The following is a 25,118-nucleotide window of genomic DNA, read 5'->3' on the forward strand; positions in this document are numbered from 1 at the left end:
CAGCTCATCGCAAGGCCGACAACTGCTCCATCGGCCAGCGCGCCTGCACGCTGATCGCCAGGCTTTCCTGCTGGCCGGCCTGCAAACGCTGGCAGCCGGCGAACGCGATCATTGCGCCGTTATCGGTACAGAACTGCGGGCGGGCATAAAAAACATCGCCCTTCATGTCGCCGAGCATCTTCTCCAAAGAAGTACGCAACGCCTTGTTGGCGCTCACGCCTCCTGCGATCACCAGTCGCTTCATGCCAGCCGCCTTCAGGGCACGCTTGCACTTGATGGTCAAAGTCTCTACCACGGCCTGCTGGAACGCCAGCGAGATGTCGCAACGGGCTTGCTCACCGTCGTCCCCGGCGCTCACGCACTGCTGCCAGGTGTTCAACGCGAAGGTTTTCAAGCCGCTGAAGCTGAAATCCAGGCCAGGGCGATCGCACATCGGGCGCGGAAACACGAAACGCCCTGCAACGCCCTGCTCCGCCAGACGCGCGATTTCCGGGCCACCCGGATAATTGAGGCCCATCATCTTCGCAGTCTTGTCGAAAGCTTCGCCCGCGGCGTCGTCCAGAGTCTCGCCCAGCAGCGTGTATTGACCGATTCCGTCGACCTGAACCAGCTGCGTATGACCGCCGGAAACCAACAAAGCGACGAACGGAAATTCCGGTGGCTGCGACTCCAGCATAGGCGCCAGCAAATGGCCTTCCATGTGGTGCACGCCCAGTGCCGGAATGCCCCAGGCAAAGGCCAGCGCCTGAGCGCAGGAAGCCCCCACCAACAACGCGCCCACGAGGCCAGGACCGGCAGTGTAGGCAATGGCGTCGATCTCGGTCGGCACACAGCCGGCTTCGGCCAACACCTGACGAATCAAGGGCAGCATGCGCTTTACGTGATCGCGCGAAGCCAGTTCCGGCACCACGCCTCCGTAAGCACGGTGCAGGTCGATCTGACTGAACAGTGCGTCGGCCAGCAGGCCACGTTCACTGTCGTAAAGTGCGACACCGGTTTCGTCGCAGGAGGTTTCTAATCCCAGTACTAGCATGGGTTTGCGCCTTGTTTAGGCTGAATTCGAAGGCGCGCATAATAGTCGTCGCGTGATGCCCCGACCAGCGGTTTTCGATCAGAGGCTTTGCATTCCGAGCGATGAGGGGTTAACATCCGCAACCCTTAAAAACCGACGTCTTCAAGTGCTCTTTTGCCGCGAGGATGTTGACCCCGGTAATGAATGAAGGTAGCTCTGGATGCCAGCCGTCAAAGTAAAAGAGAACGAACCCTTCGACGTAGCTCTGCGTCGTTTCAAGCGCTCCTGCGAAAAAGCCGGTGTACTGGCTGAAGTTCGTAGCCGCGAATTTTACGAGAAGCCAACTTCTGAGCGTAAGCGCAAAGCAGCAGCCGCTGTTAAGCGTCACGCCAAGAAAGTTCAGCGCGAACAGCGCCGCGCCGTTCGTCTGTACTAATACACAGACGATCGTAGCAAGCTTCTGCCAAGCCCGGCCCTCAGCCGGGCTTATGGCATTTGCGTAAAACGCTTGATGCTTCACCGTCGAAGCCGCAGATGCGACCGAGACAAATCTGCTTCACCGCGTCAGACCTGGCTTTTTGCCAGCGGTGCACGTCTTTTCTGACGAGCCTTTCAAGGCTACTGACGAGCACACCCACTGATTCCTCTCACGACGATCAGCCCAGGCATCTATTGCGTGCCAAACTATGAGCTATCCAAGACCATTGACTGGTCGCAGCCGGATTCAGCGCAACACTTTCAAATAGTCGAATACTGACAAGCATTAACGTCGGTGAATTTTCGGCAGATACACTTCCCGACAGCGAATATGCAGACGACACCGGTCGAGCCGCGCACCTTGCGTGCTTCACACAACGACCCGCGCTCGCCGCCATTCGTTTCGGACCCCTTTCAGCGCAGATGACGAGAACGCCATGGCCGGGCTAATTCCCCAGAGCTTCATTGACGACCTTCTGAACCGCACCGACATCGTCGATGTGGTCAGCTCGCGCCTGCAACTGAAAAAAGCCGGCAAGAACCACACCGCCTGCTGCCCGTTTCACAAAGAGAAAACTCCGTCATTCAGCGTCAGCCCCGACAAACAGTTCTATTACTGTTTCGGCTGCGGCGCTGGCGGCAATGCCCTCGGCTTCATCATGGACCACGACAACCTGGACTTCCCCCAGGCTGTCGAGGAACTGGCCAAAGCCGCCGGCATGGAAATCCCCCGCGAAGAAAGTGGCCGTCCGCACAAACCGCGCCAACCGACCGATTCTCCGCTGTACCCTCTGTTGACCGCTGCCGCCGATTTTTATCGCCAGGCACTCAAAAGCCATCCCCAGCGCAAGGCTGCCGTCGATTACCTCAAGGGCCGCGGCCTGACCGGCGAAATCGCCCGCGACTTTGGCCTCGGCTTCGCCCCGCCAGGCTGGGACAATCTGTACAAGCACTTGAGCAGCGACACCCTTCAACAGAAAGCCATGATTGACGCCGGTCTGTTGGTGGAGAATGCCGAGACAGGCAAGCGCTACGACCGCTTTCGCGACCGCGTGATGTTCCCGATCCGCGACAGTCGCGGCCGGATCATCGCCTTCGGTGGCCGGGTATTGGGGGACGATAAGCCCAAATACCTGAACTCCCCGGAAACCCCGGTGTTTCACAAGGGTCAAGAACTCTACGGACTGTTCGAAGCCCGTAAAAACAACCGCAACCTCGATGAAATCATTGTGGTTGAGGGCTATATGGATGTGATCGCCCTCGCCCAACAGGGCCTGCGCAACGCCGTGGCAACCCTCGGCACAGCCACCAGCGAAGAACACTTGAAGCGCCTGTTCCGTGTGGTGCCCAGCGTTTTGTTCTGCTTCGATGGCGACCAGGCCGGCCGAAACGCCGCGTGGCGCGCCCTCGAAGCAACGCTATCAAGCCTGCAGGACGGCCGTCGCGCACGGTTTCTGTTTCTGCCCGAAGGCGAAGACCCGGACACCTTGATCCGCTCCGAAGGCACCGATGCCTTCCGCGCGCGCATCAACCAGCACGCCCAACCATTGGCGGACTATTTCTTCCAGCAATTGACCGAAGAAGCCGATCCCCGCTCCCTCGAAGGCAAGGCCCATATGGCCACCCTGGCGGCACCGCTGATCGACAAGGTTCCGGGCGCCAACCTGCGCACCCTGATGCGCCAGCGCTTGCTGGAAATCACAGGCTTGAGCGGTGAAGCGGTCAGCCAGCTGGTGCACAGCGCACCTCAGGACATGCCGCCGGCCTATGACCCGGGCATGGACTACGACGCCATGCCGGACTACGCCGACTTTCACCAACCCCAGGAAGCCTACGCGCCCCAGCAGGAGTGGACGCCGAAAAAACCGGGGGCCGGCGGCAAGAAATGGGACAAGAAACCCTGGAGCAAAAACGGCAAGCGCGGCGATCGTGATGAATCCTATGCCCCGCGCACGCCAGTGGCGGTAGAAGCGCCGACGCTGATCGCGTTGCGCACGCTAATCCACCATCCACAATTGGCCGGCAAGGTTGAGAGTGCCGATCATTTTGCCAACGAGAGCAATACGTACGCTCAGGTACTAATCGCCTTGATCGAGGCTGTGCAGAAAAATCCTAAGCTAAACTCTATTCAGTTGATGGCCCGTTGGCACGGCACAGAGCAAGGGCGCCTCTTGAAAGCACTCGCCGAAAAGGAGTGGCTAATTGACGGCGACAACCTTGAACAACAGTTTTTAGACACCATTACTAGATTATCCGCGGGTCAGCATACGCAGACCCTCGACGAACTCATCAAGAAAGCCAGGCAGCCGGGTTTATCGGCTGAAGAGCAAATTCAGATAGCAAAACAGATGCGCGACCTCTTAAAACAGAATGTTTCCGCATCAAACCCGACCTCAACTGGCGCGTGAGGTCATAGCTCAGGTATAATCCTCGGCTTGTTTTTTGCCCGCCAAGACCTTCAGTGGATAGGGTGTTATGTCCGGAAAAGCGCAACAGCAGTCTCGTATTATTGAGTTGATCAAACTGGGTCGTGAGCAGAAATATCTGACTTACGCCGAGGTCAACGACCACCTGCCCGAGGATATTTCAGATCCGGAGCAGGTGGAAGACATCATCCGCATGATTAACGACATGGGGATCCCCGTACACGAGAGTGCTCCGGATGCGGACGCCCTTATGTTGGCCGACGCCGATACCGACGAGGCCGCTGCGGAAGAAGCAGCCGCCGCGTTGGCAGCGGTGGAGACCGATATCGGTCGCACCACTGACCCGGTGCGCATGTACATGCGCGAAATGGGTACGGTCGAGCTTCTGACTCGTGAAGGCGAAATCGAAATCGCCAAGCGTATCGAGGAAGGCATCCGTGAAGTGATGAGCGCCATTGCGCACTTCCCTGGCACGGTCGAGCATATTCTCTCCGAGTACACTCGCGTCACCACCGAAGGTGGCCGCCTGTCCGACGTCCTGAGCGGTTATATCGACCCGGACGACGGTATTGCGCCACCTGCTGCAGAAGTGCCACCGCCGATCGATGCGAAGGCCGCGAAAGCGGACGACGACTCGGACGACGAAGACGCCGAAGCCTCGGATGACGAAGAAGAAGCCGAAAGCGGTCCGGATCCGATCATCGCTGCGCAGCGTTTTGGCGCTGTGGCCGATCAGATGGAAATCACCCGCAAGGCCCTGAAAAAGCACGGTCGCCACAACAAGGCGGCGCTTGCCGAACTGTTGGCCCTGGCCGAGCTGTTCATGCCGATCAAACTGGTGCCGAAGCAATTCGAAGGCCTGGTCGAGCGTGTTCGCAGTGCCCTGGATCGCCTGCGTCAGCAAGAGCGCGCAATCATGCAGCTCTGCGTTCGTGATGCACGCATGCCGCGTGCCGATTTCCTGCGCCAGTTCCCGGGCAATGAAATCGACGAAAGCTGGACCGATGCTCTGGCCAAAGGCAAAGCCAAATACGCTGAAGCCATTGGTCGCCTGCAACCGGACATCATTCGTTGCCAGCAAAAGCTGACCGCGCTGGAAACCGAAACCGGTTTGACCATCGCCGAGATCAAGGACATCAACCGTCGCATGTCGATCGGTGAGGCCAAGGCCCGCCGCGCGAAGAAAGAGATGGTTGAAGCGAACTTGCGTCTGGTGATCTCCATCGCCAAGAAGTACACCAACCGTGGCCTGCAATTCCTCGATCTGATCCAGGAAGGCAACATCGGTTTGATGAAAGCGGTAGACAAGTTCGAATACCGCCGCGGCTACAAATTCTCGACTTATGCCACCTGGTGGATCCGTCAGGCGATCACTCGCTCGATCGCCGACCAGGCCCGCACCATCCGTATTCCGGTGCACATGATCGAGACGATCAACAAGCTCAACCGTATTTCCCGGCAGATGTTGCAGGAAATGGGTCGCGAACCTACGCCGGAAGAGCTGGGCGAACGCATGGAAATGCCTGAGGACAAGATCCGCAAGGTATTGAAGATCGCAAAAGAGCCGATCTCCATGGAAACCCCGATCGGTGATGACGAAGACTCCCATCTGGGCGACTTCATCGAAGACTCGACCATGCAGTCGCCAATCGATGTCGCTACCGTAGAGAGCCTTAAGGAAGCGACTCGCGAAGTACTGTCCGGCCTCACTGCCCGTGAAGCCAAGGTGCTGCGCATGCGCTTCGGTATCGACATGAATACCGACCACACGCTTGAAGAGGTTGGTAAGCAGTTCGACGTGACCCGTGAACGGATTCGTCAGATCGAAGCCAAGGCGTTGCGCAAGCTGCGCCACCCGACGAGAAGCGAGCATTTGCGCTCCTTCCTCGACGAGTGATCACAAAACCCCCGGCCCAGGCCGGGGGTTTTGCTTTATGGCGATAAAATCCCCCTGCTACGCCCCTCCCGCCGATTTGCCCGTCTACACTCGAAACATTCCCCCGAGCCATAACGAGACCGTTATGCCCAGACTGCCGACCGTGCTTTTTTTGCTGTCGCTAATGACCTGGACCGCAACGGCTGGCGCGCTGACTCTAACCGACGAAGAACGTAGCTGGCTTGCGGCCCACCCGGACTTGCGACTGGGTGTCGATGCCTCCTGGCCACCTTTTGAATTTCGCGACGATCAGGGGCGTTACCAGGGTCTTGCGGCAGACTATATCAACCTGATCCGTCAGCGATTGGCCGTCAAACTCACGCCTATCGAGCCAGTCAGCTGGACGGTTGTGCTGGAGCAGGCCAGGCAAGGCAAGCTCGACCTCTTGCCGGGCATCATGTCGACCCCGGAACGCCAGGCTTATCTGTCGTTCACCCGTCCTTATCTGGATTTCCCGATTGTCATCCTGGCCCATGTCGGGGGCCCCCAACCACGCAAGATCGAGGACCTGTACGGACTGAAAATCGCCGTGGTGGAAAACTACGCGCCCCATGAGTTGCTACGCACCCACAACCCCGACCTGAATCTGGTGGCCATGCCCAACGTCAGTTCGGCTTTGCAGGCGTTGGCCACCGATGAAGTGGATGCGGTCGTAGGCGATCTCGCTTCCAGCGTCTGGAGCCTGCGCCAGCTCAGGCTGGACGGTTTGTATGTCAGCGGCGAAACCCCCTATCGCTATCAACTGGCCATGGGCGTCCCCCCGAACAACAAGATGCTGGTCAGCATCCTGGATAAAGTCCTGGCGGACATGACCCCGGCAGAAATCAGCGCCATCCAGGAGCATTGGGTCGGCAACGTCCTCGATCACCGGACTTTCTGGTCCGATCTGCTGGTTTACGGCTTGCCAGGGCTGCTACTGCTGGTCACCGTGCTGGCGACGGTCATCCGCATCAACCGCCGCCTGAGTTCGGAAATTGCCCGCCGGATCGATCTGGAGCAGGAACTGCGCAGCAGCGAATATCACTACCGCGGGCTGGTGGAGAGCCTCTCGGCCATCGCCTGGGAAGCGCGAATGAGCGACTTCACCTACAGCTATGTATCGCCCCACGCCGAGGATCTGCTGGGTTATCCCCTGTCCCACTGGCTGATTCCAGGTTTCTGGCGCAACATCATTCACCCCGCCGACCTCACCCGCGCGCAGAATTTCTGCGATCACGAAGTGCTGGCCGGACGTGATCACAGCCTGGATTATCGGGTTATCACCGCTGACGGGCGCTGCCTGTGGGTCCGCGATATCGTCAGCCTGATCGAACACGGCCATGAACCGGTGATGCGCGGGCTGATGATCGACATCAGCGAGACCAAGCGCACCGAAGAAGCGCTGCGTCTGTCGGAACAGAAGTTTGCTTCGGTGTTCCAGCAATGCCCGGACATTCTGGTCATCGCGCGGCTCTCCGACGGCTGCCTGCTGGAGGTCAACGAAGCGTTCGAAGAACAGATCGGCCTCAGGGCCGAAGACGTCATCGGCCAGACCGCCACCGACCTCAATATCTGGGGGGTTCCCGGTGTGGGGCCGGGATTATTGCAGCGCCTGCAGGCCGGCAGCATCCGCAACCTGGAGATGCCCTTTCGCCGCAGCAATGGCCAGGTGTTTACCGGCCTGATCTCCGCCGAACCCTTCGACCTCGACACAACCCCGGCACTGGTGGTGGTCGTGCGCGACATCACCCAGCTCAAGGAAACCCAACAACAACTGCAAACTTCCGAAGAGAAATTTGCCAAGGCCTTCCATGCATCCCCGGACGGCTTGCTGCTGTCTCGGCAGAGTGATGGGTTGCTGCTGGAAGTCAACGAAGGCTTCAGCCGTATCACCGGGTTCAACAGCGCAATGTCGGTGGATCGCTCGGCCCTGGATCTGGGGATCTGGGTCAACCTCAACGAACGCAAACAGATGCTCGACCTGCTGCACCGCGATGGCTTCGTCCGTGATTTCAGTTGCCATATCCGCCGCAGCGACGGGCAGATCCGCCTCTGCGAAGTGTCCAGTCGGCCACTACCCATTGGCGACGAAGACTGCATGCTGACCATCGCCCGGGACATCACCGAGCGCCACCTGATGCAGGAAAAGCTGCAACAGGCCGCCACGGTGTTCGAGAGCACCGCCGAAGGCGTATTGATCACCGATACCCAGCAGCACATCAGCGCCGTCAACCGCGCCTTCACCGAGATCACCGGCTACAGCGAAAGCGAAGCACTGGGCCATACCCCGCGCCTGCTTGCCTCGGGCCTGCATGACAGCGCGTTCTATGCCGCCATGTGGCACCAGCTGACTGCCGAAGGGCACTGGCAAGGCGAGATTTCCAACCGGCGCAAGAACGGCGAGCTCTACCCGAGCTGGCTCACCATCAGCGCGGTGCGCAACCGGGACAAGTTCATCACCCACTTCGTGGCGGTGTTCGCCGACATTTCCAGCCTCAAGCACGCCCAGGCCAAACTCGACTATCAAGCCCACCACGACCCGCTGACCGGCCTGCCCAACCGCACGCTGTTCGAAAGCCGTTTGTTGACCGCACTCAACACCCACAGGGAAAACGGTGGTCAAGGTGCGGTGCTGTTCCTCGATTTGGACCGTTTCAAACACATCAACGATAGCCTCGGCCACCCGGTTGGCGATCTGTTGCTCAAGGGCATTGCCGTGCGCCTCAAGGAACAGTTGCGTGACATCGATACCGTGGCACGCCTGGGTGGCGATGAGTTCATCATCCTGCTGCCCGGCCTGCAGCAGCCCAGCGACGCCGACAACATCGCCACCAAACTGCTCAATTGCTTCACCGCACCGTTCCAGGCCGGTGAGCACGAGTTCTTCATCAGCTCCAGCATCGGCACCAGTCTTTATCCACAGGACGGTTGCGATGTCGCCACACTGATCAAGAACGCCGACGCGGCGATGTACCGCTCCAAAGCCAAGGGCCGTAACCGGGTCGAAAGTTATACCTGCGACCTCACAGCGCAAGCCAGCGAACGCGTAGCGCTGGAACACGAACTGAGACGCGCCATCGAGCGCAATGAGCTGCACCTCTACTATCAACCGAAGATCAGCCTCGACGACTATCGCCTGGTCGGGGCCGAAGCACTGATTCGCTGGCGCCACCCGACCTTTGGCGACGTGCCGCCGGAGCACTTCATTTCCCTGGCCGAAGAAAATGGCATGATCCTGCAAATCGGCGACTGGGTGCTCGAGACCGCCTGCCGGCAAATGCACGAGTGGAACAAAACCTACATGGACCTTGGCCCGCTGTCGGTCAATCTCGCAGGCGCTCAGTTACGCCAGCCGAACCTGCTCAGCCGCATCGAGCAATTGCTCAAGGACTACCGCCTCAAACCCGGGTTCCTGCAACTGGAAATCACCGAAAACTTCATCATGAGCCAGGCGGAAGAAGCGCTGGCCGTGCTGCATCAACTCAAACAGCTGGGCGTGCAACTGGCAATCGACGACTTCGGTACGGGCTACTCGTCCTTGAGCTACCTCAAACGCCTGCCACTGGACATCCTCAAGATCGACCAGTCGTTCGTTCGCGGTTTGCCGGACGATCCCCACGATGTCGCCATCGTGCGCGCCATCATCGCACTCGGCCGCAGCATGCAATTCACCGTGATTGCCGAAGGCGTCGAAACCCAGGCGCAGCAGCAATTCCTGGCCTATGAGGGTTGTGAGCAGATCCAGGGCTACATCGTCAGCCTGCCCCTGCCCCCCGACGAATTCGCCGCGACATTTCTTCGTACAGCCGTATTGGATTTTTCGGATAGCACAGCCGCGAAACCGTCGCTATAATCCGCGGCCTACTGAGGGCCTATAGCTCAGTTGGTTAGAGCAGAGGACTCATAATCCTTTGGTCCACGGTTCAAGTCCGTGTGGGCCCACCAAACTAGAAAGCCGCGCAATGCGCGGCTTTTTCGTGTCTGGCGTTTGGTTTTGTTTACTTCCTGCGTAGCAATATCGGATGACGCCGTAAGGCCTTGTAGGCAAACTCCGAATCTTGCTTTTGGGCACTTTGCCGCCTTGTTGCGCTTTTCTTCGACGGGATAGTCTCCGGACGTCGCTGCCACATGCAGCGGTCGGGCTTGGAAACCCGATGAAATTGGACGCAATGCTTGCCCATCAAGTTATGGCGGCTGTGCGTGGGACGTCTTAGGGCGTGCCGGTTTCCTAATTTCCCGGTTTTCCAACCTGCGCACAGCTGTCACCCATTCGCTTGGAAACGAATGTGACAGCATTCCAAATTAGGAGCTGTACCATGACTAAAACAAATACGTCCGAACCCTCAGAGTTAAAAACCGTCGGCTTCACCCCTTTCCTGTATCTCTCTGACCAGCCTTTGTTCCACGTCTGCCGCGACGTCCCCATCGCCGACGCCCTGGCCCAAGCCTCCGACTTTCTGTTCCTCGCCAAATCCCTGACCGTGGATGCCGCCTACGCCCAAGACTCCGACCGACACGCCTGGGCCGCGCACTATCTGACGACGATGAGCAAAGCAGTGATCGACGATGTGGTGAAGGTGCTGACGCGACGGCCAATCGGTTAATGCGTGTAGGAGCGAGCTTGCTCGCGAAAAACCTGAGAGCACCGTTGGGTATCTGGTTTTACGCGTTATCGTTCACGATTTTCGCGAGCGAGCTCGCTCCTACAGGTGTCAACCGATTCAGTACTTCCCCCGTCAACACTACCTCGTAGGTATCCGCCGACCTGCCCCACTGTTCCACAAGGACCATGCGTTCTACCAACGCCTGTCCGAGTTCAGTAATGGTCCCGGCCAACGCTTCGACGATTTCTTGAGTGCGCAACCATAGGCGGTCATGGATCGACTTCAGTTCGGTGGTGACGCTGTCCGACGACGCAGGATCCGTATCGGGGAATGTGATGTTGCGCAGCAGCTGCCGCAGTTCCCTGATTTTTGCGTCATCCTTTTCCGCGCCAAACGCGCCATTGAGGATGGCGGCCGCGCTCGATGGATCGACGCGTTTTTCCCGTGCCTGGACGCAAGGTAATGTCTGCGCCATGGCGCCGGCATAGAGGACCATGATCCGGTCTTCCAGGTACGCCTTCATCGCTTGCAACGACGAAATCGATCGCGACAGGGTGATACAGGCGCCCCCCTTATGCCTCAGGTCCATGGCCACTGTCAGGGTCACTCCCCCCGTTTCAAACCCCAGCGCCCGAGCCACGACGTAATGCCCCATTTCATGATTAGCGATCTGCAAGGCATGGTCCCGCACAGCAGGAGGCATTTTCTTCACGTCCATCACGCTGGATCTCCCGTTCAACTACGAGTGACTGTAGCTTTACTGAAATTTCACACAGAAAAAAGCCGCGCAGTGGCGCGGCTTTTTCGTACCTGGGATCAGCCCTTACTTGGGCAACGCATAGGCAATCACGTAGTCCCCACGATCCGTCGACTGACGCGCACCGCCCACCGTCAGCAGGATGTACTGCTTGCCGGTTTTCGGCGAAACGTACGTCATCGGCCCGGACTGGCTGCCCACCGGCAAGCGCGATTTCCAGATCTCGTTACCGTTGCCGGTATCGAAGGCGCGCAGGTAGAAGTCCTGGGTGCCAGCGAAGAACAGCAGGCCCGACTGGGTGGCCAGGGACGCGCCGAGGGTCGGCATGCCGATCGGGATCGGCAAGTGCATGCGAATGCCCAGCGGGCCGGTGTCTTGCACGGTGCCCACCGGGACTTGCCACATCAGTTTGTGGGTCTTGAGGTCGATGGCGGACATAGTGCCGAACGGCGGTTTCTGGCACGGAATGCCGACCGCCGAAAGGAAGCGCTCGCGCATGGCGCCAAACGGCGTGCCTTCCTGCGGCACCACGCCCATTTCGATACCGCTGGCCCCGGCGCCGATTTTGTCGCGCGGGATCATGTAGTTGGCCAGGCCCAGGCGCATGTCGTTGACGAACATGTAATTCGTGTTCGGATCGACCGAGACGCTGCCCCAGTTCATGCCCCCCAGCGAGCCCGGGAATTGCAGGGCGCGGTCCATGCCCGGCGGGGTGTAGACGCCTTCGTGGCGCATGCCTTTGAACTGGATGCGGCACATCAACTGGTCGAACGGCGTGGCGCCCCACATGTCGGCTTCGGTCAGGGTTTTATTGCCGATTGACGGCATGTCCACCGAGAACGGCTGGGTCGGCGAGTAGCGTTCGCCGGGCACATGGCCTTGCGGCACCGGGCGCTCTTCGACCCGCGCTATCGGCACGCCGGTTTCACGGTTGAGCAGGAAGATCTCGCCCTGCTTGGTGACTTGCGCCAGGGCTGGCTGAATACCGCCCTTGTCGTCAGGCACGTCGTACAACAGCGGTTGCGCCGGCAGGTCGAAGTCCCACAGGTCGTGGTGAGTGGTCTGGAAGTGCCAGCGCACTTGTCCGGTCTTCACGTCGATGGCGACGATGGACGAGTTCCACTTGTCATCGAACTCGGTGCGCTGTCCCCCGAAGAAGTCCGGGGTGGCGTTACCGGTCGGCAGGTAAACCAGACCGAGTTTGGCGTCGTAGGACATGGCCGACCACACGTTCGGCGTACCACGGGTATACGTCTGACCGGCCGGAGGGCGTTTGGTGGTGTTCGGATTGCCCGGATCCCACGCCCATACCAGTTCACCGCTGCGCACGTCGTAGGCACGCACCACGCCTGGCGGCTCGCCGGTGGAATAGTTATCGGCCACGCGACCGCCGACGATTACTACATCCCCAGCGACCAATGGCGTCGAGGTTTGCTGGTAGTAACCGGGCTTCACTTCGCCCATGTCGGTGGTCAGATCGACGGTGCCCCGGTTGCCGAACTCTTCGCAGGGCTTGCCGGTTTCGGCATTGATGGCGATCAGGCGCGCATCGCCGGTCGGCAGGAAAAGACGTTTCGTACAGGCTGTAGTTTGGTTGTCCGAAGAGGCAGGGGTTTCGGAATAACCCAGGCCACGGCAACGCTGCCAGTTGGGCGCGGTGCCTTGCGGGTCGAACTTCCAGCGCTGGGCACCCGTGTCGGCATCCAGGGCGAAAACCTTGCCGTAGGCGGTGCAGGTATAGACCGTGTCACCGATTTGCAGCGGGGTGTTCTGGTCTTCGGCGCCGGCGCCGGTGCTTTGCGGGATGTCGCCGGTGCGGAAGGTCCAGGCCACCTGCAATTTGTCGATGTTGCCTTTGTTGATCTGATCCAGCGCGGCAAAGCGATTACCGGCGGTGGTGTTGCCCCAGTGCGCCCAGTCTTTCTGTTCGGTGCCCGGTGCGACCGGCGTTACCGCGGGTTCGCTGCTGGCCTTGACCACGTGGGTCGGCACGAACATGTAGGCCATCGTTGCGACGACACAAGGGCCCAGGATGCCGGCCAGGCCATAAGCGCCACGCCCAGCGGTCGCGCCCGAAGCGCGCACCAGCGTTGGGTAGATCAACGCGATGACCAGGCCGATCACGGCGAAAGTCAGCACGCGCGAGACCAGCGGCCAATACTCGAAACCGGCATCCCACACCGCCCAGATCGCCGTCAGGATCAACGCCAGGCCATACAGCCACGCCCCCTTCGGCTTGCGGCGAGCGATCATTAACCCGGAAGCCATCATCGCCAGGCCCATCAGCAGGAAGTACCAACTGCCGCCCAGTGCGATCAAGTAACCACCGCCTCCTGCAAGGCCCAGACCGATCAGTGCGATCAGCACACCCAGCCCCGCCAGCACCCATTTGCTGCCGGCGGCAGCCCCAGAATTATTCATGTCGGTAATTATCCCCATTTGTGACAAGCGCGGAATAATGTACTACCTAGTTACTTATGGCAAATTGTCGCAGTCAGGAATGGCATGAACGGTCGTGAATTCAGATCAAGGATCCGTTGCGGGGGGATGTGCCTGTAACATGTTCATCCACCGATCTGTACCGCTGGAGATGCCCCCTTTGCCTGACACTCGCCCACCCGTTCTCGACGAAATCGACCGCCAGTTGATTGCCGCCCTGCAGATCAACGCCCGCGAAAGCGTGGCCATGCTTGCCCGGCAACTGGGTATCGCGCGCACCACCGTGACTTCGCGCCTGGCGCGGCTGGAAAAGGCCAAGGTGATTACCGGTTACGGCGTGCGCCTTGGCCAGCGGGTGGTGGATGGCGGGTTGCAGGCGTATGTGGGGATCACGGTCCAACCGCGTTCCGGCAAGGAGGTATTGCGCAGGTTGAGCGCCATGGCTCAAGTGCAGCAGTTATGTGCGGTCAGTGGCGAATTTGATTATGTGGCGTGGCTGCGCACGGACTCGCCGGAGCAACTGGATCAGTTGCTGGATCAGATCGGCAGTGTGGATGGGGTGGAGAAGACCACGACTTCGATCATCTTGAGTAGCAAGATTGATCGGGGGCAGCCGGTTTGAGTTTTCAGCCCTGAATGGGTGGTGTCTGGACTGGCGTTTTCGCGAGCAGGCTCGCTCCCACAAGGGCACTCATTGTCAATTCGATTAATTTAATCGTCATATTGACTGGTTAATTAGCAAAACGACGACACTTTGCGTCTTATTAACGTGCTGTACGCTCTCTAGAATGGCTGACATCTTTTCCTATACTCAGACGCGCGTTCCCCGTCGAGTCGCCAGCAAGGTCAGCCATGAACAAGAACAATCGCCATCCTGCAGACGGTAAAAAACCAGTCACCATTTTCGGTCCGGACTTTCCTTTCGCCTTCGACGACTGGATCGAACACCCGGCCGGCCTGGGCAGCATTCCCGAGCACAATCACGGTGCCGAAGTGGCGATTGTCGGCGCCGGCATCGCGGGGCTGGTGGCCGCTTACGAACTGATGAAGCTCGGCCTCAAGCCCGTCGTCTACGAAGCCTCGAAGATGGGCGGTCGTCTGCGCTCCCAGGCGTTCAACGGCACCGATGGCATCGTCGCCGAGTTGGGCGGCATGCGTTTTCCGGTGTCGTCCACCGCCTTCTATCACTACGTCGACAAGCTGGGCCTTGAGACCAAACCCTTCCCTAACCCGCTGACTCCTGCCTCCGGCAGCACCGTCATCGATCTGGAAGGCAAGACCCATTACGCACAGAAACTGGCGGATCTTCCTGCGCTGTTCCAGGAAGTGGCTGACGCCTGGGCCGATGCCCTGGAAGCCGGTTCGCAGTTCTCCGACATCCAGCAAGCCATCCGCGACCGCGACGTACCGCGCCTCAAGGAGCTGTGGAACACCCTCGTGCCGCTGTGGGATGACCGCACCTTCTACGATTTCGTCGCCACCTCCAAGGCCTTCGCCAAACTGTCGTTCCATCACCGCGAAGTGTTCGGCCAGGTCGGCTTCGGCACCGGTGGCTGGGACTCGGACTTCCCTAACTCGATGCTGGAAATCTTCCGGGTGGTGATGACCAACTGCGACGATCACCAGCATCTGGTGGTCGGCGGCGTGGAACAAGTGCCGCAAGGCATCTGGCGCCATGAGCCGGAACGCTGCGTGCACTGGCCACAAGGCACCAGCCTCAAATCGTTGCACCGGGGCGCTCCACGCTCCGGGGTGAAGAAAATCGCCCACGCACCGGGCGGCCGTTTTGCAGTCACCGACAACAACGGCGACACCCGCGAGTACGCCGCGGTGCTGACCACCTGCCAAAGCTGGCTGCTGACCACCCAGATCGAATGCGACGAAAGCCTGTTTTCGCAAAAGATGTGGATGGCCCTGGACCGCACCCGCTACATGCAATCGTCGAAAACCTTCGTGATGGTCGACCGCCCGTTCTGGAAGGACAAGGACCCGGAAACCGGACGCGACCTGATGAGCATGACCCTCACCGATCGCCTGACCCGCGGCACCTACCTGTTCGACAACGGCGACGACAAGCCGGGGGTGATCTGCCTGTCGTACTCGTGGATGAGCGATGCGCTGAAAATGCTGCCGCACCCGGTGGAAAAGCGCGTGAAACTGGCGCTGGATGCGTTGAAGAAGATCTACCCGAAAGTCGACATTGCCGCACGAATCATCGGCGATCCGATCACTGTGTCCTGGGAAGCCGACCCGCACTTCCTCGGGGCCTTCAAAGGTGCCCTGCCCGGCCATTACCGCTACAACCAGCGCATGTATGCGCATTTCATGCAGGACGACATGCCTGCTGAACAGCGTGGGATTTTCATCGCCGGCGACGACGTTTCATGGACGCCGGCCTGGGTCGAAGGCGCGGTGCAGACATCCCTCAACGCGGTGTGGGGCATCATGAAGCATTTCGGCGGCGCGACACATAAAGAGAACCCGGGCCCGGGTGACGTGTTCAAAGACATAGGCCCTATCGCCCTGCCCGAGTAAGAGGAATCCCTGATGCGCGTAGCCCTTTACCAATGTCCACCGCTGCCTCTGGACGTCGCCGGCAACCTGCAACGTCTGCGGCAGCTGGCACAGGAAGCCAAAGGCGCCGATTTGCTGGTGCTGCCGGAGATGTTCCTGACCGGATACAACATCGGCTTCGATGCCGTCAGCGTGCTGGCGGAGGTGCACAACGGTGAGTCGGCGCAGCAGATCGCGCGCATCGCCCGGACCGCCGGGATCGCCATCTTGTATGGCTATCCCGAACGTACCGAGGACGGGCAGATCTACAACGCTGTGCAGCTGATCGACGCCCAGGGCGAGCGCGTCTGCAATTACCGCAAGACCCATTTGTTTGGTGATCTTGACCGCTCGATGTTCAGCCCCGGCACCAACGAATTTCCCGTGGTTGAACTCAACGGCTGGAAGCTTGGTTTCCTGATCTGTTACGACCTGGAATTTCCGGAGAACGCGCGGCGTCTGGCCCTCGACGGTGCCGAGCTGATTCTGGCGCCGACGGCGAACATGATTCCCTTCGATTTCGTCGCCGACGTCACCGTCCGCTCCCGCGCCTTCGAAAACCAGTGTTATGTGGCCTACGCCAACTACTGTGGGCAGGAAGGCGATATCCACTATTGCGGCCAGAGCAGCATTGCCGCGCCGGATGGCAGCCGCATCGCCCAGGCCGGCCTCGATGAAGCGCTGATCGTCGGGGAGCTGGATCGTCAATTGATGGTCGAGTCCCGCGCCGCCAATCGCTATTTGCTCGATCGCCGCCCAGAGCTTTACGGCGCGCTGAACAAGCGCTAATCCGCTAGCATTGGCACTTCACTGTTCTGGAAGTGCCCATGCCTGCGCTGAATCACCCTCGCCCCCACACTGAAACCCTGGCCAATGGTCTGCAGGTAACGTTGCGTTCTGCGCCCGATCTGAAGCGCGCCGCTGCGGCGTTGCGGGTCGCCGCCGGCAGCCATGATGTGCCGCTGGAATGGCCAGGCCTGGCGCACTTTCTTGAGCATCTGCTGTTTCTGAAAACCGAGCGTTTTCCCGCCAGCCAAGGGCTGATGGCCTACGTCCAGAGTCACGCCGGACAGGTGAACGCGCAGACCAGCGAGCGCACCACCGACTATTTTTTCGAGTTACCGCCTCAGTTTTTAAGCGGCGGTCTGGAGCGCCTGTCAGACATGCTCGCCCATCCGCGTATGAATCCGGACGATCAGCAGCGGGAACGGGAAGTTCTTCAGGCGGAATTTGTCGCGTGGTCGCAAGATGAGACGGCCCAACAGCAATTTTCGCTGTTGGGTGGCCTGTCAAAAACTCATCCGCTACGCGGTTTTCACGCAGGCAACCGCGACAGTCTGCCGGTGTCGCAACCTGATTTTCAGCAAGCGTTGCAGGATTTCCATCAGCGGTTTTATCAGGCCGGACAGATGACGTTGAGCCTGGTGGGCCCTCAATCCCCCGAAGAATTGAAGGCGCTGGCCCAAGTGTTCGCGGATGCCATCCCCGGGGGCAAAAAGGTCCCGCAACAACCGACTGCACCACTGATGGACGCGTTGGAGAGAAGTTATCAACAGGTGAACGACTGTCGGCTGGATCTGGTATTCGCGCTCGAAGCGCTGCCCGCGTCATCCCCGGAAGCCTTGGCGTTCCTGTGTCATTGGCTGAACGCGGCGAAACCCGGAGGGCTGCTGGCTGAACTGCAAAAACATGGGCTGGCCCAACAGCTGAGAGCAGCGCCGTTGTATCACTTCGCCGGGCAAGCCCTGCTGCACATCGAATTCACACTGAGCGCCAATGCTCAGCCAATGGCGATTCGCGAACAGCTCATGGATTGGCTGAGCTTCTTCGCCAGACAAGGCTGGAGTGAGTTGCGCAATGAATACTCCACCCTGCTCCAGCGCCAGCAGCAAGTCAGCGGCGCCTTGCAACTGGCACGACTGGACAGTGAACAACGGGAAACCGGGTTATCCGAACACGGAGTGGCCGCCCTCAAGGCTATCCTGCAACAAATCGGCGCTGTGGATAACTTCACCGGCCAATGGCTACTGCCGACGCCCAATCCGTTTTTGCGGTCCGAAGCGCCCGCGGCCAACGCTGGTTTGATTCGCGGCCAGACCAGCGCCCACCGTGGTTTGCGCACCTTTGCCCAGGATCGCTCACGCAGCCGTCGCGAACGCTCGCCGATGCAGTTCAGTCAGGCCTTACCGGACACCAGCGCAGAAGGTGCGCTGTATCTGCGCTGGCGTCTGGACTGCGCCCCCTGCAGCAGCCTCCAGTGGCGACTGGAAAACACCCTGCAACCGTTACGCGATGAAGCCCGGCAGGCCGGCGTGGAGTTTTCTTTCAGCGCCTCGGGCAACGAATGGCTGCTGAAGATGACCGGGCTTCAGGAGCCGATGCCCACCGTTCTGGAGTACGTGCTGAAAACGCTGGCAAGTCCTGTTGTCGAATTCACACAGGATGAGCCAGCCTTGATGCCGATCCGGCAGCTGCTCAAGGCATTGTCCGCTCACGTTCTGGAGCCCACTGCGGATTCGAATGACGCGCAGCAACTCTGGTCGAGCGCGCGCTGGGACGGACTGGCGATTGGCCTGTCGGCTCAGACCCAGGCAGCAATGGGTCTGGCCTTGAGCCGCATACCCGGCACACCGGACAATCAACCGACGCCACCGCCGTCGATCCACGGGCAACACCTTTGGAGCACCCTGGATACCGGCTCAAACGAACATGCGTTATTGCTGTTCTGCCCGACCGCATCCACGGATATCGCTGACGAAGCCGCGTGGCGCTTATTGGCACACCTCTGTCAGACGCCGTTTTACCAGCGTCTGCGGGTGGAGTTGCAACTCGGCTACGCGGTGTTCAGCGCCCTGCGCCAAATGCACGGGCAAACCGGGCAGCTGTTTGGCGTGCAATCGCCGAACGTGACGCCGGTGGATCTGCTGCAACATATCGAGCAGTTCCTCAAAGGATTGCCGGACAGGATTCGCGACATCGATGACGCGGATTTCATCGCCCTGCGCCAGGCCTTGGCCGATCAGTTCACCAGCGCCGCATTGCCCAGCGCCCAGGCTGCCGAACTGCTCTGGCAGGGCAAACTCGCCGGCCGCTCGTCGGATTATCTGACGCAATTGCCCGAGGCAATCCTGATGATTGATCGGCCCGCACTCATCGCCGCCGCCCAGCGCTTGATTCAAGCCGAGGGCGGTTGGCGCTGTCTGTCCAGCGGCACTTGCCCTGGCTCGCCCTGGCAAGTGGCAAAATGATCATTACCAAGGCTGCAATTAACTTTCTCGAACATTTGCAGCCAATTATTCTGAAATTTTGAGTAACATAGCTACCTAACTATCTGAACATCTCCCGCCGGAGGTGGACTATATGTATAGGTCTCAACTGTCCCATCACCTGAAGGAGCGCTCCCATGACTTGGTCCAAACCTGCTTACACCGACCTGCGTATCGGCTTTGAAGTCACCATGTACTTCGCCAGCCGCTGATCTCTGCCCTGGCAGAATCGCAGTTCAACGCCTCGGTCATCCGAGGCGTTTTATTTTCAGCGTTGCTTTTATTTTCCGCGTTGCAATGATGGAGCACCCATGTTTGTCCAGATTCTAGGTTCCGCCGCCGGCGGCGGTTTCCCCCAGTGGAACTGCAACTGCGTGAACTGCGCCGGCTTTCGCGACGGCAGCCTGCGGGCCCAGGCGCGGACCCAGTCGTCCATCGCGATTTCCGATAACGGCGTGAACTGGGTGCTGTGCAACACCTCGCCGGACATCCGCGCGCAACTGCAGAGCTTCGCCCCGATGCAACCGGGCCGTGCCCTGCGCGATACCGGCATCGGCGCGATCATCCTGATGGACAGCCAGATCGACCACACCACCGGTCTGCTCATGTTGCGCGAAGGTTGCCCGCATCAGGTCTGGTGCACCGACATGGTCCACGAAGACCTGAGCAGCGGCTTCCCGCTGTTCAACATGCTGAGCCACTGGAATGGCGGCCTGACCTGGAACCGCATCGAACTCGATCAGAGTTTCAGCGTCCCGGCCTGCCCGAACCTGCGCTTCACCCCACTGCCCTTGCGCAGCGCCGCGCCGCCCTACTCGCCGCACCGCTTCGACCCGCACCCGGGCGACAACATCGGCCTGATCGTCGAGGACCTGAGCACCGGCGGTAAACTGTTTTACGCACCGGGCCTGGGCAAGGTCGATGCACCGTTGCTGGCGATCATGGCCGACAGCGATTGCCTGCTGGTGGACGGCACGCTGTGGGACGACGACGAAATGCAGCGCCGTGGCGTCGGCACCCGCACCGGCCGGGAGATGGGTCACCTGGCGCAGAACGGTCCCGGCGGCATGCTCGAGGTGCTCGAGCAACTGCCCGAGCCGCGCAAGGTCCTGATCCACATCAACAACACCAACCCGATTCTCGATGAGGACTCGCCAGAGCGCGCGGAACTGGAGCGGCGCGGTGTGGAAGTGGCGTATGACGGCATGAGTATTGTGCTGTAGCGAATGGCCCCATCGCTGGCAAGCCAGCTCCCACAGGTTTTGTGTACGCCACAGATCCTTGTGGGAGCTGGCTTGCCAGCGAAGAGGCCCGAGCAGACACCCAGGATTCCACCGGTTGTTCCCCGGAGAAAAGCAATGACCGACACCCCGCTGTCCCCCACCGAATTCGAAGCCGCCCTGCGCGCCAAGGGCGCCTACTACCACATCCACCACCCCTACCACGTGGCGATGTACGAAGGCCGGGCCACCCGCGAGCAGATCCAGGGCTGGGTCGCCAACCGCTTCTATTATCAGGTGAACATCCCGCTCAAGGACGCCGCCATCCTGGCCAACTGCCCGGACCGCGAAATCCGCCGCGAGTGGATTCAGCGCCTGCTCGACCACGACGGCGCCCCCGGCGAAGACGGCGGCATCGAAGCCTGGTTGCGCCTGGGCCAGGCGGTCGGTCTCGACCCGGAGCAGCTACGCTCGCAGGAACTGGTACTGCCCGGCGTGCGTTTTGCGGTGGACGCCTACGTCAACTTCGCCCGCCGTGCCCGTTGGCAGGAAGCCGCCAGCAGCTCGCTGACCGAACTGTTCGCGCCGCAGATCCATCAGTCGCGCCTGGACAGCTGGCCGCAGCATTACCCGTGGATCGACCCGGCCGGCTACGAATATTTCCGCACGCGCCTGGGCCAGGCCCGTCGCGATGTCGAGCACGGCCTGGCGATCACCCTGCAGCACTACACCACCCGGGAAGGCCAGGAGCGCATGCTGGACATTCTCCAGTTCAAACTGGACATACTTTGGAGCATGCTCGATGCCATGAGCATGGCTTACGAACTGAAACGCCCGCCCTATCACAGCGTGACCGACCAGCGGGTCTGGCACAAAGGAATCAGCTTATGAGTTTCGACCGCAGCCGGACCCCGACCTGGCGTCCCGGCTACCGCTTCCAGTACGAACCGGCCCAGAAAGGCCACGTGCTGCTGTACCCGGAAGGCATGATCAAGCTCAATGAAAGCGCGGCGTTGATCGGCGGCCTGATCGATGGCCAGCGGGATGTCGCGGCGATCATCGCCGAACTCGACCAGCAGTTCCCCGGCGTGCCCGAGCTCGGTGACGACATCGAGCAATTCATGGAGGTGGCCCGTGCGCAGCACTGGATCGAACTGGCCTGATTCGTCGGTGCAAGTACCGCCCACACCGGACATCGGCCTGCCGTTGTGGCTGCTGGCCGAGCTGACCTATCGCTGCCCGCTGCAATGCCCGTACTGTTCCAACCCGCTGGACTTCGCCGGGCAAGGCCAGGAGCTGAGCACCGAGCAGTGGATCAAGGTGTTTCGCCAAGCGCGGGAAATGGGCGCGGCGCAACTGGGCTTTTCCGGCGGCGAACCGCTGGTGCGCCAGGACCTAGCCGAGCTGATTGCCGAGGCGCGCCAGCTGGGTTTCTACACCAACCTGATCACCTCCGGCATCGGCCTGACCGAGCAGAAAATCAGCGACTTCAAGCAGGCCGGCCTCGATCATATCCAGATCAGTTTCCAGGCCAGCGACGAACAGGTGAACAACCTCCTCGCCGGTTCGAAAAAGGCCTTCGCGCAGAAGCTGGCCATGGCCCGCGCGGTAAAGGCCCACGGCTATCCGATGGTGCTGAATTTCGTCACCCATCGGCACAACATCGACCAGATCGACCGCATCATCGAGCTGTGCATCGCCCTTGAAGCGGACTTCGTCGAACTCGCCACCTGCCAGTTCTACGGTTGGGCCCAGCTCAATCGCGTCGGGCTGTTGCCGACCCGCGAGCAACTGGTGCGCGCCGAACGCATCACCAACGAGTACCGCGCCAAACTGGAAGCCGAAGGGCATCCGTGCAAGCTGATTTTTGTCACGCCGGACTATTATGAAGAACGTCCCAAAGCCTGCATGAACGGCTGGGGCAGTATTTTTCTGACGGTCACGCCAGACGGCACCGCGCTGCCCTGTCACGGTGCCCGACAACTGCCGGTGCAGTTTCCCAACGTGCGCGACCACAGCCTGCAGCACATCTGGTACGACTCGTTCGGCTTCAACCGTTTTCGCGGTTATGCCTGGATGCCCGAGCCGTGCCGCTCCTGCGACGAGAAGGAAAAAGACTTCGGCGGCTGCCGCTGCCAGGCGTTCATGCTCACCGGCGATGCGAGCCACGCCGACCCGGTGTGCAGCAAGTCGCCCCATCACGGCGTGATCCTCAAGGCTCGCGAAGAGGCTGAGCACGCGACCCAGACCATCGACCAACTGGCCTTTCGCAATGAACGAAACTCACGCCTCATCGCCAAGAGCTGAACCTTTCAGCGCTGCCAAAGCCGTTGCGGCCGGCATCGATTTTGCCGAACTGCAGGTCGGCCAACAGGGCCTGTTCTGGAACGAATACCGCCCGGAGGACGCTGCCTGCCGCCTCTGGCATTGGCGCGACGGCGCAGCGAACTGCCTGACACCGCCGGGGTTCAGCGCGCGCAGTCGGGTGTACGAATATGGCGGTGGCGCGTTTTGTCTGACAGACGACGGCGTGGTTTTCGTCAACGAGGCCGACCAGCAGTTGTATCGCCAATCGCTGCAAGGCGAGGTACCCCAGGTGCTGACCTCCGGGATATGCCGTTACGGCGACTTGCAGTTCGCCAACGGTCAGGTGCTGGCGGTTGAAGAGAATCGCGACCGACATCGCCTGGTGGCGATCGATCTGGCAGATGGCAAGCGCCATTTGCTGGCCGAAGGCGCCGATTTCTATGCGGCTCCGACCCTCAGCCCTGATGCACGACGCCTGGCCTGGATCGAATGGAGTCGCCCGGATCAACCCTGGACCGCGACCCGTTTGATGGTTGCCGAGCGCCAGGACAGCGGAGGCTTTGGCCCGTCCCGTTGCGTGGCCGGTGACGGCGCTCAAGAATCCCTGCAACAACCCCGTTTCGATAGCAGTGGCCGGTTGCTTTGTCTGACCGATCGTGGCGGTTTTTGGCAGCCCTGGGTGGAATCGGCAAACGGCCTGATCCCTTTGCCGAGCACGGCGGCCGATCATGGCCCTGCCCCCTGGCAGCTCGGCGGCTGCACCTGGTTGCCGCTGAGCGAAAATCGCTATCTGGCGAGTTGGACCGAAGGCGGTTTCGGTCGTTTGGGTTTTTACGGGGAAAGTTGTGAAGATTTCACCGGCGACTACAGCCGCTTCCGCAGTCTCGCCCTGGATGAGCAATTCATTTACTGCATTGCGGCCTCGCCGGTCAGCTCCTCGGCGGTGATCGCCATCGACCGTCAGACCCGGCAGGTCAAGGTGCTGGCAGGCGGCATTGCGCCCTTGCCCGCCGAACAGATCAGCCGTCCGCAAACCTTGCGCTATCCAAGCGGATCCAACGAGGCGCACGGTTTCTTCTATCCGGCGATGACCGGCGACGCAAAACCGCCCCTGGTCGTATTCATCCACGGTGGCCCGACTTCCGCGTGCTACCCGATCCTCGACCCGCGCATCCAGTACTGGGCGCAACGGGGATTCGCCGTGGCCGACCTCAACTACCGTGGCAGCAGCGGCTACGGCCGGGCTTACCGACAGGCCCTGCATTTGAGCTGGGGGGATGTCGATGTCGAAGATGCTTGCGCGGTGGTCAGCCATCTCGCCGAACGAGAATTGATCGACGGTGACAAGGCGTTCATTCGCGGCGGTAGCGCCGGTGGCTACACCACACTTTGCGCACTGGCCTTTCACGACGTGTTTCGGGCCGGCGCCAGCCTATATGGCGTCAGCGATCCCGTCGCATTGGGGCGGGCCACCCACAAATTCGAGGGTGACTACCTTGATTGGCTGATCGGCGATCCCGTGCAGGACGCCGAGCGCTACGCCGCACGAACGCCATTGCTGCATGCGGGCAACATCCGTGTACCCGTGATTTTCTTCCAAGGGGAACTGGACGCCGTGGTCGTGCCGCAGCAGACCCGTGGCATGGTCGAGGCGCTGCAAAACAAGGGCATTCTGGTTGAGGCCCATTTCTACGCGGACGAACGACATGGGTTCCGCAAGGCAGGCAATCAGGCCCATGCACTGGAGCAGGAGTGGTTGTTTTATCGGTGGGTGATGGATTTCGCGAACTAAACAGAAATTGAGTCGTTCCGTTCGCGAGCAGGCTCGCTCCTACAGGATCTGCAGTGCACGCAAAACCCTGTGGGAGCGAGCCTGCTCGCGAAAGCAATCTACCCGGCAACGCAAGACTCAACGCTTGGCGATGATATACACCGCATGAACGATCCCCGGGATGTAACCGCACAACGTCAACAGAATATTCAGCCAGAACGCCCCGCCAAATCCTACTTGCAGAAACACGCCCAACGGCGGCAACAGAATGGCGATGATGATGCGAATAAAATCCATGGGGCAGCTCCTGATTGAAGTCGGCTCATGCGAGCCTTACAAACAATCGACCTGTGCCGTTGGTCAGGGTTCAG

The 25,118-nt window shown here is 60.3% G+C and carries 19 protein-coding genes and 1 tRNA gene; 16 read left to right on the forward strand and 4 right to left on the reverse strand.

Translation table 11 applies throughout. The annotated features are described in order from the left end of the window. Nucleotides 1-4: 4 nt before the first annotated feature. Nucleotides 5-1,033, reverse strand: a complete 1,029-nt coding sequence (tsaD, locus tag LAB08_RS27730) for a tRNA (adenosine(37)-N6)-threonylcarbamoyltransferase complex transferase subunit TsaD (RefSeq protein ID WP_096514668.1) — start codon at nucleotides 1,031-1,033, stop codon at nucleotides 5-7. A gap of 199 nt (nucleotides 1,034-1,232) precedes the next feature. Here tsaD and rpsU point away from each other — a divergent pair, with 199 nt between their 5' ends. The 6 genes from rpsU (at nucleotide 1,233) to LAB08_RS27760 (ending at nucleotide 10,434) form a co-directional block, all read left to right on the forward strand. After that, entirely contained in the window at nucleotides 1,233-1,448 is a 216-nt protein-coding gene (rpsU, locus tag LAB08_RS27735; RefSeq protein ID WP_002551877.1) for a 30S ribosomal protein S21, read from the forward strand. A 478-nt stretch (nucleotides 1,449-1,926) separates the two neighbouring features. Continuing rightward, on the forward strand, nucleotides 1,927-3,897 hold the full coding sequence (dnaG, locus tag LAB08_RS27740; protein WP_096514666.1) for a DNA primase: 1,971 nt from the start codon (nucleotides 1,927-1,929) through the stop codon (nucleotides 3,895-3,897). Between the two features lie 67 nt (nucleotides 3,898-3,964). Then, the gene (rpoD, locus tag LAB08_RS27745) at nucleotides 3,965-5,812 is read left to right on the forward strand and encodes an RNA polymerase sigma factor RpoD (RefSeq protein WP_096514664.1); all 1,848 of its coding nucleotides are present in this window, start codon (nucleotides 3,965-3,967) and stop codon (nucleotides 5,810-5,812) included. 124 nt (nucleotides 5,813-5,936) lie between these two features. After that, a complete protein-coding gene (locus LAB08_RS27750; RefSeq protein WP_096514662.1) occupies nucleotides 5,937-9,683 on the forward strand; it encodes a bifunctional diguanylate cyclase/phosphodiesterase in 3,747 nt (1,248 codons plus the stop codon). A 15-nt stretch (nucleotides 9,684-9,698) separates the two neighbouring features. Then, nucleotides 9,699-9,775, forward strand: a tRNA-Ile gene (locus tag LAB08_RS27755). A 371-nt stretch (nucleotides 9,776-10,146) separates the two neighbouring features. Then, the gene (locus tag LAB08_RS27760) at nucleotides 10,147-10,434 is read left to right on the forward strand and encodes a DUF3077 domain-containing protein (RefSeq protein ID WP_096514660.1); all 288 of its coding nucleotides are present in this window, start codon (nucleotides 10,147-10,149) and stop codon (nucleotides 10,432-10,434) included. A gap of 58 nt (nucleotides 10,435-10,492) precedes the next feature. Here the strand turns inward: LAB08_RS27760 and LAB08_RS27765 are convergent, their stop codons facing one another. Both LAB08_RS27765 and LAB08_RS27770 read right to left on the reverse strand, forming a co-directional pair. Next, nucleotides 10,493-11,152 (reverse strand): peptidase M41, encoded by a 660-nt coding sequence (locus LAB08_RS27765; RefSeq protein WP_172901643.1) that lies wholly within the window; start codon nucleotides 11,150-11,152, stop codon nucleotides 10,493-10,495. Nucleotides 11,153-11,257: 105 nt separating this feature from the next. Beyond that, nucleotides 11,258-13,612 carry a glucose/quinate/shikimate family membrane-bound PQQ-dependent dehydrogenase gene (locus LAB08_RS27770; protein ID WP_096514658.1) on the reverse strand — a complete coding sequence of 785 codons (2,355 nt, stop codon included), beginning with the start codon at nucleotides 13,610-13,612 and terminating at the stop codon, nucleotides 11,258-11,260. Nucleotides 13,613-13,790: 178 nt separating this feature from the next. Between LAB08_RS27770 and LAB08_RS27775 the strand changes: the two genes are divergently transcribed. The 10 genes from LAB08_RS27775 (at nucleotide 13,791) to LAB08_RS27820 (ending at nucleotide 24,768) form a co-directional block, all read left to right on the forward strand. Next, nucleotides 13,791-14,252: an Lrp/AsnC family transcriptional regulator gene (locus tag LAB08_RS27775; protein WP_007980298.1), complete on the forward strand. Its 462-nt coding sequence runs from the start codon at nucleotides 13,791-13,793 to the stop codon at nucleotides 14,250-14,252. A 230-nt stretch (nucleotides 14,253-14,482) separates the two neighbouring features. Further along, nucleotides 14,483-16,165, forward strand: coding sequence for a flavin monoamine oxidase family protein (locus LAB08_RS27780; protein WP_096514656.1), 1,683 nt, complete (start codon nucleotides 14,483-14,485; stop codon nucleotides 16,163-16,165). 12 nt (nucleotides 16,166-16,177) lie between these two features. After that, nucleotides 16,178-16,972: a carbon-nitrogen hydrolase family protein gene (locus LAB08_RS27785; protein WP_096514654.1), complete on the forward strand. Its 795-nt coding sequence runs from the start codon at nucleotides 16,178-16,180 to the stop codon at nucleotides 16,970-16,972. Between the two features lie 38 nt (nucleotides 16,973-17,010). After that, the gene (pqqF, locus tag LAB08_RS27790) at nucleotides 17,011-19,431 is read left to right on the forward strand and encodes a pyrroloquinoline quinone biosynthesis protein PqqF (protein WP_096514651.1); all 2,421 of its coding nucleotides are present in this window, start codon (nucleotides 17,011-17,013) and stop codon (nucleotides 19,429-19,431) included. Nucleotides 19,432-19,586: 155 nt separating this feature from the next. Next, nucleotides 19,587-19,661 carry a pyrroloquinoline quinone precursor peptide PqqA gene (pqqA, locus tag LAB08_RS27795; protein ID WP_003194766.1) on the forward strand — a complete coding sequence of 25 codons (75 nt, stop codon included), beginning with the start codon at nucleotides 19,587-19,589 and terminating at the stop codon, nucleotides 19,659-19,661. A 99-nt stretch (nucleotides 19,662-19,760) separates the two neighbouring features. Next, entirely contained in the window at nucleotides 19,761-20,672 is a 912-nt protein-coding gene (gene pqqB / locus LAB08_RS27800) for a pyrroloquinoline quinone biosynthesis protein PqqB (RefSeq protein WP_096514649.1), read from the forward strand. Nucleotides 20,673-20,807: 135 nt separating this feature from the next. Next, on the forward strand, nucleotides 20,808-21,560 hold the full coding sequence (pqqC, locus tag LAB08_RS27805; protein ID WP_096514647.1) for a pyrroloquinoline-quinone synthase PqqC: 753 nt from the start codon (nucleotides 20,808-20,810) through the stop codon (nucleotides 21,558-21,560). Then, nucleotides 21,557-21,832, forward strand: coding sequence for a pyrroloquinoline quinone biosynthesis peptide chaperone PqqD (pqqD, locus tag LAB08_RS27810; protein WP_121104052.1), 276 nt, complete (start codon nucleotides 21,557-21,559; stop codon nucleotides 21,830-21,832). The genes pqqC and pqqD overlap by 4 nt, the downstream gene beginning before the upstream one ends. Then, nucleotides 21,804-22,976: a pyrroloquinoline quinone biosynthesis protein PqqE gene (gene pqqE, locus LAB08_RS27815; protein ID WP_217910639.1), complete on the forward strand. Its 1,173-nt coding sequence runs from the start codon at nucleotides 21,804-21,806 to the stop codon at nucleotides 22,974-22,976. Before pqqD ends, pqqE begins: the two co-directional genes overlap by 29 nt. After that, nucleotides 22,942-24,768 (forward strand): S9 family peptidase, encoded by a 1,827-nt coding sequence (locus tag LAB08_RS27820; protein ID WP_096514645.1) that lies wholly within the window; start codon nucleotides 22,942-22,944, stop codon nucleotides 24,766-24,768. The genes pqqE and LAB08_RS27820 overlap by 35 nt, the downstream gene beginning before the upstream one ends. 117 nt (nucleotides 24,769-24,885) lie before the next feature. Here the strand turns inward: LAB08_RS27820 and LAB08_RS27825 are convergent, their stop codons facing one another. Beyond that, nucleotides 24,886-25,044, reverse strand: a complete 159-nt coding sequence (locus tag LAB08_RS27825) for a YqaE/Pmp3 family membrane protein (RefSeq protein ID WP_003228885.1) — start codon at nucleotides 25,042-25,044, stop codon at nucleotides 24,886-24,888. Nucleotides 25,045-25,118: the final 74 nt, after the last annotated feature.

This window comes from Pseudomonas izuensis (genome assembly GCF_002356535.2).
GTDB lineage: Bacteria > Pseudomonadota > Gammaproteobacteria > Pseudomonadales > Pseudomonadaceae > Aquipseudomonas > Aquipseudomonas izuensis.